Annotated in this window: 11 protein-coding genes; 4 read left to right on the top strand and 7 right to left on the bottom strand. The window is 45.7% G+C overall.

From position 1 onward, the window contains the following. Window positions 1–83: 83 nt before the first annotated feature. The 7 genes from hutP to dnaA all read right to left on the bottom strand — a co-directional run bounded on the left by hutP (window position 84) and on the right by dnaA (window position 9,339). On the bottom strand, window positions 84–530 hold the full coding sequence (hutP, locus tag BM271_RS06940) for a hut operon transcriptional regulator HutP (RefSeq protein WP_046788979.1): 447 nt from the start codon (window positions 528–530) through the stop codon (window positions 84–86). A gap of 154 nt (window positions 531–684) precedes the next feature. Further along, complete coding sequence (gene gyrA, locus BM271_RS06935; protein ID WP_046788978.1) at window positions 685–3,249, bottom strand: DNA gyrase subunit A; 2,565 nt, start codon at window positions 3,247–3,249, stop codon at window positions 685–687. 18 nt (window positions 3,250–3,267) lie between these two features. After that, window positions 3,268–5,187 carry a DNA topoisomerase (ATP-hydrolyzing) subunit B gene (gyrB, locus tag BM271_RS06930; protein ID WP_046788977.1) on the bottom strand — a complete coding sequence of 640 codons (1,920 nt, stop codon included), beginning with the start codon at window positions 5,185–5,187 and terminating at the stop codon, window positions 3,268–3,270. 14 nt (window positions 5,188–5,201) lie between these two features. Beyond that, complete coding sequence (gene recF / locus BM271_RS06925; RefSeq protein WP_046788976.1) at window positions 5,202–6,299, bottom strand: DNA replication/repair protein RecF; 1,098 nt, start codon at window positions 6,297–6,299, stop codon at window positions 5,202–5,204. Next, window positions 6,296–6,511 carry a S4 domain-containing protein YaaA gene (yaaA, locus tag BM271_RS06920; RefSeq protein ID WP_046788975.1) on the bottom strand — a complete coding sequence of 72 codons (216 nt, stop codon included), beginning with the start codon at window positions 6,509–6,511 and terminating at the stop codon, window positions 6,296–6,298. Before yaaA ends, recF begins: the two co-directional genes overlap by 4 nt. A gap of 196 nt (window positions 6,512–6,707) precedes the next feature. Continuing rightward, the gene (dnaN, locus tag BM271_RS06915; RefSeq protein WP_046788974.1) at window positions 6,708–7,841 is read right to left on the bottom strand and encodes a DNA polymerase III subunit beta; all 1,134 of its coding nucleotides are present in this window, start codon (window positions 7,839–7,841) and stop codon (window positions 6,708–6,710) included. A 166-nt stretch (window positions 7,842–8,007) separates the two neighbouring features. Then, window positions 8,008–9,339, bottom strand: a complete 1,332-nt coding sequence (gene dnaA / locus BM271_RS06910) for a chromosomal replication initiator protein DnaA (RefSeq protein WP_046788973.1) — start codon at window positions 9,337–9,339, stop codon at window positions 8,008–8,010. 472 nt (window positions 9,340–9,811) lie between these two features. Here dnaA and rpmH point away from each other — a divergent pair, with 472 nt between their 5' ends. The 4 genes from rpmH to mnmE all read left to right on the top strand — a co-directional run bounded on the left by rpmH (window position 9,812) and on the right by mnmE (window position 12,649). After that, window positions 9,812–9,949 (top strand): 50S ribosomal protein L34, encoded by a 138-nt coding sequence (gene rpmH, locus BM271_RS06905; protein ID WP_000240855.1) that lies wholly within the window; start codon window positions 9,812–9,814, stop codon window positions 9,947–9,949. 110 nt (window positions 9,950–10,059) lie between these two features. Then, entirely contained in the window at window positions 10,060–10,395 is a 336-nt protein-coding gene (gene rnpA / locus BM271_RS06900) for a ribonuclease P protein component (RefSeq protein WP_200795333.1), read from the top strand. A gap of 16 nt (window positions 10,396–10,411) precedes the next feature. Then, window positions 10,412–11,254 carry an RNA-binding cell elongation regulator Jag/EloR gene (jag, locus tag BM271_RS06895; RefSeq protein ID WP_046788971.1) on the top strand — a complete coding sequence of 281 codons (843 nt, stop codon included), beginning with the start codon at window positions 10,412–10,414 and terminating at the stop codon, window positions 11,252–11,254. A gap of 15 nt (window positions 11,255–11,269) precedes the next feature. Then, the gene (gene mnmE, locus BM271_RS06890) at window positions 11,270–12,649 is read left to right on the top strand and encodes a tRNA uridine-5-carboxymethylaminomethyl(34) synthesis GTPase MnmE (protein ID WP_046788970.1); all 1,380 of its coding nucleotides are present in this window, start codon (window positions 11,270–11,272) and stop codon (window positions 12,647–12,649) included. The last annotated feature ends 5 nt before the right edge of the window (window positions 12,650–12,654 follow it).

Genomic DNA, 12,654 nt, shown 5'->3' with positions numbered 1-12,654 from the left:
TAAAAAAAGACACAGTCATCCCTTCCCGGGATTTCAGTGTCTCTAATAGCTGATGTCTGTGACATGTATTATTCTATTGTCTGTTAAATGTGATTGATTCCGAGGCCCAGCGTTTCATGCTCTTTGCCTTTGATCGGTGCACCGATGGTGCCGTAAAAGCAGACTGCAATCCATTCGCCCTCATTCGGGTCTTTGTATGGATATCCTCTGACTGCAGCAAATGAAAGGCCGACGGTCCGCATGACCTCGCCGACGCTCAATTTTCCCCGCGTCACACCTTCAGCCGCTTCGATGATTGCATGATAGAGCGCATGTGTTTCCCGGTAAATATCCGGATTGATGAGTTCATTGCGCTTTGCCGCAGTCTCGACGGATGAGATGACCTTTTTAAGGTCCATCGATCCAACTTTGCCTGTAACCACTTTGAACTCTTCATGTTCCGGCATCAGTTCAAGTGCTGCCTTCTGTCCCAGCAGAGCTGCCAATGTCGCATATTTACCAAATGCCTTTTGCTGTACTTCACTGTTCATCGGACTACCTCTTCTGAATCGGTTTATTTTCTATGGAATTCCACTGATATTTCTACTAAATTCTCTAATGACTGTCTTCATTATAGCGTTTACATGAATGATTGGCAATAAAGCGAAAAAATACCCCAGGCTCGTTGAGCCGGGGGCAGGGAAATTATTCTTCAATTTCATCTTCAGAAGGTTCCAATGAGTCTTCAGAGGTCAGCGTCTCTTCTGTAATCTCTTCTGCTGCCTCTTCCGCATCTTCTTCATTATCGAGCGTCAGCTCTTCTTCTTCGATTTCTTCTTTCACTTTGGCGACTGTCGCAACTTTCTGGTCGTCTGACAGCTTGATCAGTCTTACCCCCTGGGTGTTCCGGCCAAGAGTGGAGATCTCTTCCATCACAAGTCTGATGATGACGCCGTGATTGGTTACAATCATCAAATCTTCGTCACCATTTACGGATGCGATGTAGATCAGTTCACCGACACGGTCGGTGAGGTTCGCCGTTTTGACACCGACACCGCCGCGGTTGGTAATCCGGTATTCCTCTTCATGCGTCAATTTACCATAACCATTGTCTGTTACGACAAGGATGGCCTGATTTTCTATCAGCACATCGAGTCCGACGACTTCATCGTCGTCACGGAGCCTGATGCCCTTGACACCGGCAGCGGTACGGCCCATCGTGCGGATCTGTGTTTCAGGGAAACGGATGAGAGCACCGTATTTCGTCCCCAGGATGACTTCTTTCGTGCCGTCTGTCAGACGCACAGCAAGGAGCTCATCCTCGCCCCTGAAGGAAATCGCGATTTTGCCGTTTTTGTTGATCCGTTCAAAGTTATCAAGACTGGAACGTTTAACAAGCCCGTTCTTCGTCGCGAATACGAGGAACATATTTTCAAATTCTTCCGGATCCTTGTCCTTCACGGAAATCATCGTACTGATTTTTTCATCCTTATCGACTTCCAGCATGTTGACGATCGGAATGCCTTTGGACTGTCTCGACAGTTCAGGCAGTTCATATCCTTTCAGGCGGTAGACACGGCCTTTATTGGTAAAGAACATGATATAATCGTGCGTACTCATCGTCACGATCTGGCTGACGAAGTCATCTTCGATGGTGTTCATTCCCTGGACGCCGCGGCCGCCGCGGTGCTGTGCACGGTAGGTGGAGGACGGCAGACGCTTGATATAGTTGTTGTGGCTGAGTGTCACAACAATCTGTTCTTCAGGGATCAGATCTTCATCTTCAATGTCGGAGATGCTGCCGAGCGTAATTTCCGTACGGCGCGCATCACCATATTTATCTCTGATTTCAATCAATTCTTCACGGATGATCTCAAGAAGTTTCTCTTCATCCGCCAGAATTGCTTTGAGCTCCTCAATGGTTTTGAGTATTTCATTATACTCATCTTCAATCTTGTCCCTCTCGAGCCCTGTCAGACGGCGCAGGCGCATATCCAGGATCGCCTGGGCCTGGCGTTCGGACAGATTGAAGTTTTCCATCAGTCCGGTTCTGGCCGCTTCATCATTTTGGGACCCTCTGATCAGAGTGATGATCGCATCGATGTTATCGAGTGCAATTTTCAGTCCTTCCAAAATATGCGCACGGTCTTCCGCACGTTTCAGATCAAACTTCGTACGTCTTAAAACAACCACCTTCTGGTGTTCAAGGTAATGGTGGAGCACCTCTTTGAGACCCAGGATCTTAGGCTGGCCTTTGACCAGGGCGAGCATATTGATACCGAATGATGTCTGAAGAGGCGTCTGTTTATAAAGGTTGTTTAAAATGACATTCGCATTTTTATCTTTCCTGATTTCGATGATGATTTTGACGCCTTCTTTAAGGCTGGTTTCATCCCGCAGATCCGTGATGCCTTCGATTTTCTTGTCCCTTGCCAGTTCAGCAATCTTTTCAACAAGTCTGGCTTTATTGACCTGGTAGGGGATTTCAGAAACGACAATGCGCTCCTTGCCGTTTTTCATCATTTCGATTTCACATTTTGCGCGCATTATGACAGATCCTCTGCCTGTTTCATACGCTTTGCGGATGCCGCTCTTGCCGACGATCAGACCGTACGTAGGGAAGTCCGGCCCCTTCACATATTCCATCAGCTCCGGCAGTGTAATCTCATCATCTTTCGACAGTGCAAGAACCGCATCGATCACTTCCGTCAGGTTATGCGGCGGAATGTTCGTTGCCATCCCTACAGCGATACCGCTTGAACCGTTTACGAGCATATTCGGGAACCTGGCAGGAAGTACAACCGGTTCACGTTCATTACCGTCATAGTTATCCTGGAAATCTATGGTGTCCTTGTTGATATCCCTCATGAGTTCCATCGAAATCTTACTCATTTTAGCTTCCGTGTAACGCATCGCCGCTGCACCGTCACCATCCATCGAGCCGAAGTTGCCCTGGCCGTAGACAAGCGGGTAGCGGTAGCTGAAATCCTGTGCCATACGGACCATTGCATCGTAGATGGAAGAGTCACCGTGCGGGTGATATTTACCCATTACATCTCCGACGATACGTGCGGATTTTTTAAAAGGTTTATCAGAAGTCATACCGTTGTCATGCATGCCGTGGAGTATTCTGCGGTGTACCGGCTTCATGCCGTCACGGACATCAGGCAGTGCTCTTGAGACGATGACACTCATTGCGTAATCCAGGAATGAAGTACGCATCTCCTTACTGATATTGACCTGCTGCAGTCTGTCTTTTTCGTCACTCATTCAAATTTACCTCCATCTTTAAACGTCCAGGTTCTGAACATACATTGCATTTTCTTCGATAAAGTTCTTCCTGTGTTCGACGATGTCGCCCATCAGCATCTCAAATGTCTGATCCGCTTCAACTGCATCCGAAAGTGATACCTGGAGCAGTGACCTGAACCCTGGATCCATCGTTGTTTCCCACAGCTGATCGGCATTCATCTCCCCGAGACCTTTATACCTGGAAAGTGAAATCTTCGGTGTGTCTTTAAGCTCATCCCTCAGTTTATCAAGTTCCCTGTCATCGAATACATAGTATTTATTTTTCCCCTGTTCGACTTTATAGAGCGGCGGCTGGGCGATATATACATATCCCGCTTCGAGCAGCGGCTGCATGAAACGGTAGAAGAATGTAAGCAGCAATGTGCGGATATGTGCACCGTCCACATCGGCATCCGTCATGATGACAATCTTATGGTATCTCGCCTTGGAAAGATCGAACTCCTCACCGATCCCTGTACCGAGAGCGGTAATCATGGAGCGGATTTCATTATTGTTCAGAATACGGTCAAGACGCGCCTTCTCAACATTCAGGATTTTACCGCGGAGCGGCAGGATCGCCTGTGTTTTTGAGTTACGTCCGGATTTCGCAGAACCGCCGGCGGAGTCACCCTCAACGATGAAGAGTTCACTTTCTGCCGGATCCTTGCTTGAACAGTCCGCAAGTTTACCCGGAAGACTTGAAATTTCAAGTGCAGATTTCCTGCGTGTCATCTCCCGCGCCTTTTTGGCGGCAAGCCTTGCGTGCTGTGCCGTGATTCCTTTTTCGACAATGATTTTGGCAACCGGCGGGTTTTCCATCATGAAGCGTTCGAAACCTTCCGTGAAGAGCTGATCGGTGATCAGCCTGGCTTCAGAGTTGCCGAATTTCGTTTTCGTCTGTCCTTCAAACTGCGGGTCTGTATGCTTGATGGAAACGACTGCTGTCATCCCTTCACGTACATCTTCACCGCTCAGACGATCTTCGCCGTCTTTGATGATTTTATTATTGAAACCGTAATTGTTGATCACTTTAGTCAGCGCGCGCTTGAATCCATCTTCATGCGTTCCGCCTTCGTAAGTGTTGATGTTGTTTGCATATGACAAGAGCGTGGTGGTAAAGCCGCTGTTGTACTGCAGCGCGATTTCCACTTCGATTTCATCTTTTTCACTGTGCATGTAGATGACTTCGTCATGAAGCACCTCACGTGTCTCATTCATCTGCTCGACGTAGGATTTAATACCGCCCTCATAGTGGTAGCTGAATGTCTGATCCTCTTCGCCGCGTTCGTCAGTCAGATTGATTTCAAGGCCTTTATTCAGGAAGGCCAGTTCTTTGATGCGGTGCTGCAGCATTTCCAGTTCATACTCGGTCGTTTCAGTGAATATTTCCGGGTCCGCCTTGAAACGAATCATCGTTCCGGTCTTGTCTGTATCGCCGATCACTTTCAAATCGAACTGCGGCACACCGCGGCTGTAGCTCTGATGGTGGATCTTGCCGCCAAGGTGCACATACACTTCCAGCGTCTCACTCAATGCGTTCACTACGGACGAACCGACACCGTGCAGTCCGCCTGATACCTTGTATCCGCCGCCGCCGAATTTACCGCCGGCATGGAGGACAGTCAGGATGACTTCGACGGCAGGACGGCCCATCTTTTCCTGTATATCAACAGGAATGCCGCGGCCGTTATCCGTCACTTTGATCCAGTTGTCCTTTTCAATCGTTACGTTTACACGCGTGGCGTGTCCTGCCATAGCCTCATCGATACTGTTGTCGACGATTTCCCATACCAGGTGGTGGAGTCCTTTCGAAGCTGTTGATCCGATATACATTCCCGGACGCTTTCTGACCGCTTCCAGACCTTCCAATACCTGTATCTGGCTGGCGCCATATTGATCTTGATTTATTTCAGCCATGTTATCACCTTCCGCTATACTTTAACTTTCCCGTCATCTATGCTGAATGCCTGCATTTCATCCATGATTGTATGATTTATATCACTGATCGAAGTTGTCGTCACGAACGTCTGGACCCTGTTGCGGATCGATGTGAGCAGATGTGACTGGCGTGTCTCATCCAGCTCGCTTAACACATCATCCAGCAGAAGTACCGGATACTCCCCGATTTCTTCACGGATCAGTTCCAGCTCCGCCAGTTTCACCGAAAGGGCGGTGGTCCGCTGCTGCCCCTGGGAACCGTATGTCTGAACATCGAAATCATTTATATAAAACGATATGTCATCCCTGTGGGGGCCGATCAGAGACTGGCCGCGGTCGATTTCCTTTTCGAGCGTGGCATCGAGCAATGCCTTGATCTCCTGTTCCAGGGACTTTTCATCTTTTGATTCGAATTTAATATTCGGCCTGTAGCGGACAGATAATGTTTCATTGCCATTCGAGATATCCCCGTGGATCCGCCCGGCATATTTTTCAATCGTATTGATGAACTGCTGCCTTTTTAAAATAATTAAACTTGCATATTCTGCAAGCTGCGCGTTCAAAACATCGATCATCACCTGATCGACGTTTTTCTGTTTTAAATAATTGTTTTTCTGTGCCAGGACCTTCTGATATCCGCTCAGCATGTTGAGATAGATTTTAGAAATCTGCCCGCATTCCATATTGATGAACTTGCGTCTGATCTGCGGCGATCCTTTGACAATGTTCAGATCTTCAGGTGCAAAAAGTACAACATTCAAATGTCCGATATACTGGCTCAGCCTGGAGACTTCCATATGGTTCACTTTTGCACGCTTACCTTTTGCACTCACACTGATCGACAATGGAAGGTCGCTGTAGGAAGTCGTAATACTTCCGTTGACGAACGCTTCCTCCTGTTTGAAACGGATGAGTTCTTTATCTTTCGAGGTGCGATGGCTCTTGGCCAGCGCCAGAAAGTAGATGGACTCCAGCAGATTCGTTTTTCCCTGGGCATTCCGGCCGATGAAGACATTGAGTTTCGGATGGAATTCAAGATCCAGCGATTCATAGTTTCTGAAGTCTCCCAGATGAATATTCTTCAGGATCATTTCGGATATTCTATCCTGTAATGCCCGAAATCCCCGAGGTTCAGCTCATCCCCGTCATGAAGCTTTTTACCTCTGCGGTTCTCAGGTTCCCCGTTCAGGAACACTTCATTTTCCTGAAGGAACCATTTCGCTTCTCCGCCGGTGCCGATTATTCCCTCATGCTTAAGGAACTGGCCCAGCGTAATTATATCGTCGAATTGGATACTTTCCATTGACTCATCCTCCTAACTCTCACTTCTATATTATACTACATTTTCGGATAAATTTCACTTCAGAAGCGCAAATAAAGCCCTCAGAGCGTTTTATGGGCATTTTAGGGTTTTCCCCCTTTGAAAATAAAAAAACGACTGAGAAGCCCTATTTTTTATTTCTGGGCCCCAGTCGCAAGTTTTTGTGAGGTTTCTTATTTTAGTAAGTACGGATTGGCAGAATCAGCTGGATGACTTCATCGGAATTTGCAGCGCTCAAAGTGAATGGACGCATCGTACCGAAGAAATCGATGGTCACTTCTTCATCATTGATCGCTTTAAGCGCATCCATCATGTACTTGGAATTGAAGGATATCTTAAGCCCTTCGCCTTCCACGCCATTCGTATTCACATCTTCATTCACCGTTCCGACTTCAGGTGAATTGGAAGATAATTCAACATTGCCGTCTTCCACTGTCATGCGGATTACATTGTTGCCGCCTTCCCTGGCGAGGAGGGATACACGGTCGATGGCATGATAGAAACTCGAGTTATCCACAGTAACTTTCGTTTCATAGTTTTCAGGGAATAATCTTGACGTATCCGGATAGTTCCCTTCAAGCAGCCGTGAAATGAATCTCATATTTCCATAACTGAACAATACCTGGTTCTGTGACAGATGGATTTCCACTTCGTCGTCCGAATCATTGATGATTTTATTCAGCTCAGTCAGGGATTTTCCCGGGATGATGGCATTCATGCTTTCCATTGCGAACTGATCTCCGTTCAGTTTGCGGAGTGCAAGTCTGTGGGAATCGGTTGCTGTGAATTTGATGCCTTCATCATTGAACTGCCAGTTTACACCTGTCAGTACAGGACGTGTTTCCGATAATGAAACCGCAAAGTTGGTCTGATTGATGATTGTTTTGAGTACTGTCGATTTAAGTACGATGCTTTCTTCATCATTCACTTCAGGCAGAAGCGGGTACTGATCCGGATCGTTCCCGCTCAGGTTGAACTCTGATTTTGAAGCAGTGATTTTAGTCTGGTATGAATCATTTGTTTCCAGTTCTACGAAATCCCCTGAAAGCTTCTTGATGATATCGACGAAGAACCTTCCGGATAATACAACAGCGCCAGGTTCATTAATTTCTAGTATTTCTTCATTATCAACTTCTGTCGGTATTGTAATTTCAATAGATATCTCGGAATCACTGCCGGTCAGAAGCAGCTGATTATCTTTTACTTCCAGTTTTATACCGTTAAGGATGGGCAATGTAGTTCTGGGTGATATCGCTTTGAGACAATGATTTAATTGTTCAATGAAATACTGGCGATTAATGCTGATTTTCATATGATAATGACTCCTTATATATATAGATTAATAATAATTAAAGTAATAATAGTAATAGGCCCTGTGGATGTGTGGATAAGTCGGATTATCCTATATCACACAAGTTATCCACATGTGCATAATCTGTTGGTTCAAGTGTAACATTTATCCACACTATTCACATCTGTTAACTGATCTTGTTCTCTATCTGTTCCAGCTCCTGTTTGAAGATCTCATCCTGGTTCAGCATTTTTGAGATCTTCTCATGGGCATGTATGACTGTTGAATGGTCCCTGCCTCCAAAAACTTCACCGATTTTCGGCAGTGAGTAATCTGTCAGCTCCCTGGCAAGATACATGGCGATCTGTCTTGGGAAAGCGATGGATTTCGTGCGCTTTTTGGAGGAGAATTCCTCGATCTGTATATCATAGAATCCTGCGACAGCTTCCTGTATGTCCGTGATGGTGATCTTCTTCGAACTGGACTGGGTGACGAGGTCCTTCAATGCTTCAGAGACCATTTCCGGTGTCAGAGGCTGGTTTACCAGCTTAGAGTAGGCTGCAACACGCGTAAGGGCGCCTTCCAGCTCGCGGATATTCGTCTGAATATGGTTGGCGATGTAGATCATCGCTTCGTTTGGAATTTCCACTTCTTCCTCTTCACATTTTTTACGCAGGATCGCAATACGCGTTTCAAGGTCCGGCGGTGTGATATCCGTGATGAGCCCCCATTCGAAGCGGGATCTCAGCCTGTCTTCCAACGTCGGTATCTCTTTTGGCGTGCGGTCGCTTGAGATGACAATCTGCTTATTGTCTTCATGAAGGGCATTGAATGTGTGGAAGAATTCCTCCTGTGTGGATTCTTTGCCTGCAAGGAACTGAATATCATCGATCAGCAGAACATCCACATTCCTGTATCTGTTCCTGAAGGCTTCGGTTTTGTTGTCCCGGATGGAGTTGATGAATTCATTCGTAAATTTCTCACTGGAAAGGTAGGCCACTTTTGCATTCGGCCGGTGTTCCAGGACATAGTGGCCGATGGCGTGCATCAGGTGTGTTTTGCCTAAACCGACCCCTCCGTATATGAATAGAGGATTGTAGGCTTTGGCGGGTGCCTCTGCGACGGCGAGGGAAGCGGCATGGCTGAAACGATTGCCGTTTCCGATGACAAATGTTTCAAAGGTATTATTGACATTGAGCTGGTTGTGGACGGGAAACTCAGTCATTTCTTCCTGTTCCTGGCTCACGGGCGTGGCCATCCCTCTGGTTTGTTCATCTTCGGTGACGACATGGATATCCGGCTTTTCACCCATGACTTCATACAGTTTTTCCTGTATCAGCTGGCTGTAGTTCTTTTCAAGCCAGTCCCGCTGGAACTGGGATTCAGCTTTAACAACAGCTTTGTCATTATCGAGATGCGTCATGGTCGTTTCTTTGAACCATGTTGAATAGCTGGCTGTCGCAATCTGTTCTTCTATCCCTTTTAGCGTATTCTCCCATATTTCATTTAAACTGCTCATAGGTTTGTCCTCTTTTCTTATTCACATAAATCACAGGCTGTGGATAAAGATTTCCACGAACTTTAATAACTGTCCACAGGTTATTAACATTCTGTGGATAACATTCTCATTTAGGACGTTTTTCCACAATTACGTAAACAGAATTATAACGAATTTACCGTATGATATCAACAGGAGATAAAAGATATGCACAAAATAACGACTTATCCACAGGCCTTCTATTCACATCTGTGTATCTGGGGATAACTCGGGGTATGGTGTGTGGAAGAATCGAAAACCCGGAATGGTTATCCACAGGCACTATGCACATAAAAAGTTATCCACAGTGATTTTCCGGTAATTTTTGATGGACTGATAGTGAAATTTGTGTTGAAATCGAGGGGTGTTTCTGTTATTCTTTAATAGTTACAATTTTAGAGGCTTAATTTAGAAGCTATATATCAGGTAAAAGTATCATGGAGGTGTATTTAATATGGTAAAACGTACTTACCAGCCAAATAAACGTAAACACAGCAAAGTGCACGGTTTCCGTAAAAGAATGAGCACAAAGAACGGACGTAAAGTTTTAGCCCGTCGTAGAAGAAAAGGTAGAAAAGTTCTTTCAGCCTAATCCCCAAGATCATCTGAACAGGTGATCTTTTTTTATGTATATGGCGAGATATTTTATAAACGGCGCCGAATTTTGTATAATGGAATATCATATGAAAGAGCGTAATAATGATGAAGAAAAGATACAGGATTAAAAAGGAAAAAGATTTTCAGCTTGTCTTCAAAAAAGGAAAGTCTTTCGCAAACAGACAATTTGTAGTTTATCTGATCGATAACCCAAAAACTGATCATATGCGGCTGGGCATCAGTGTATCCAAAAGGCTCGGAAATGCAGTGAAACGCAATAAAATCAAACGGCGTGTCCGGGTGTTTTTCCAAAAGTACCAGAATTCTCTGGATGCACGGGAATATGTAGTGATTGCGAGGCAGCCTGTAAGTCAGATGGACTATCATCAGATGGAAAAATCATTATTGCATGTGCTGAAAATCGCAAGATGTATAAAATGACACGGGGGTCACTGCCATGTACAGGATTTACAAGGAAGAAACTGTCGATCGTGCAATCGCCAAAGGTCTGGAAGAACTGAAAGTATCCGAATCCGACATTAAAATTGATGTTGAAGACGAAGGTAAGCGTGGAATTTTAGGTTTTGGCAAAAAAGATGCAGAGGTAAGGCTGACAATCATCAATCCGGAGCTGAAGATGTATGCATCCATAGACGATCTCATTTCGAGGGACGTGGAAAAAGAAGACAGCATCGTCGCGGAAGAAGCAGTCACGGAAGAAGCGGAAGCATCTGCTTCTATTATGGAAGAAACGGGTACAGAAACAGAGCCGGAAGATACGCCGGCGGATCCGGAAACTTCTGAAACGGAAGCCCGCATCAACAGTCCCAAGCAGGATAACAGGACATTGATCAAGGACGCTTCAGAAGAAACGAAGAAGTATATGGACCGGGTCATCCGGGATATGAATATTGAAAGTACGAGTGAAATAATTATTAAAAACAATGAAATCCGTATAGATATGACATCAACGATGGCCGCCAAACTGATCGGCAAGCGCGGTGCGACATTGAACGCACTCCAGGAAGTGGCCCAGAATTATTTCAACTCAATCTTCAAGAGTTATGGAATCATTATACTTGATGTCGAAAATTACAGAGAAAAGCGTAAAGAGACGCTTGAGAACCTCGCGGTGAACATGTCTAAAAAGGCGCTCAGGACAAATGAGCCGGTCAGACTGGAACCGATGCCTTCATTCGAGCGCAAGATCATGCATCACGTATTGAGTGGCATCGCCGATATTGAAACATATTCCGAAGGTTCCGAGCCGAACAGATATTTAGTGATAGAAAAGAAATAAAAGGAGTACTGCACTATGCAATTAGAAACTATATCCAGTATTTCAACCCCGGTGGGTGAAGGTGCGATCGCAATTGTGCGTCTGTCCGGCATAGATGCCGTAGAAATTGCCGACACCCTGTACAAAGGGGCGAAGCCATTGTCGTCAGTGGATTCCCATACGATTAATTATGGGCATATTGTTGATCCTGAAACTGGTGAATCTGTGGAGGAGGTCATGGCAGCCGTAATGAGGGCGCCAAAGACTTATACCAGAGAGGATATAGTTGAGATCAATTGCCATGGTGGGATTCATACTGTGAACCGGGTGCTTCAGCTTACTTTGAAACATGGGGCACGCATGGCCGAACCCGGCGAATTTACGAAACGTGCATTTCTAAATGGAAGAATCGACCTTTCACAGGCTGAAGGTGTCATGGATTTCATCAGATCAAAAACAACTGAGGCATCCAAAGTGGCCAATCAGCAGATGCAGGGCAGACTGAAGACATATGTCGGAAGTCTGAGGCAGAGCATTTTGAATATCCTTGCCCAGGTGGAAGTGAATATAGATTATCCGGAATACGATGATGTCGAAGAAGCGACAACATCGTTTCTTCTGGATGAAGCGAAAAAAGTTGAAGTTGAGATTGAAAAGCTTCTAAAAAGCAGCTCACAGGGAAAGATTTTGAGAGAAGGCTTAAGTACTGTCATTGTCGGTAAACCGAACGTCGGTAAAAGTTCACTGCTCAATTATTTCATCCAGGATGACAAAGCGATTGTTACAGACGTCGCTGGTACAACACGGGATATTTTAGAAGAATACGTCAATGTCAACGGCATCCCATTGAAACTCGTTGATACTGCCGGCATAAGGGACACCAATGATATCGTTGAAAAAATCGGTGTGGAGCGCAGCCGTCAGGCACTTGCACAGGCCGAACTGATCCTCTATGTCGTAAACAACAACGAACCGCTCACTCATGAGGATATCGAAATCCTCGATTCCATTTCAGACCAGAAAGTGATCGTGATCGTGAATAAACTCGATCTCGAATCCAATCTTGATCTCGAAGAGCTGCAAAACCGCTACCCGGATATGCAGATTGTGAGAACATCGATTATAAACAGTACAGGCATCGATGATCTGGAAGACAGGATAGCGGAATTATTCTTTGACGGAAGCATCCAGTCCACGGATTCGACATATGTCTCCAACAACAGGCATATCGGATTGCTGGAAGATGCCAAACGTACGATTGCAGATGCAATTGAATCAGCGGAGATGGACGTACCGGTCGATATTATCCAGATCGACCTTGTTAAAACGTGGGAACTGCTTGGAGAAGTGATTGGTGAAGATGTCAGTGAACAGCTGATCGACCAGCTCTTCAGTCAGTTCTGTCTTGGAAAATAAAAGGA

Source organism: Salinicoccus halodurans, from assembly GCF_900114445.1.
GTDB lineage: Bacteria > Bacillota > Bacilli > Staphylococcales > Salinicoccaceae > Salinicoccus > Salinicoccus halodurans.
The sequence above is the reverse complement of the archived record's forward strand: the minus strand, read 5'-3'. Positions and strand labels throughout refer to the sequence as shown.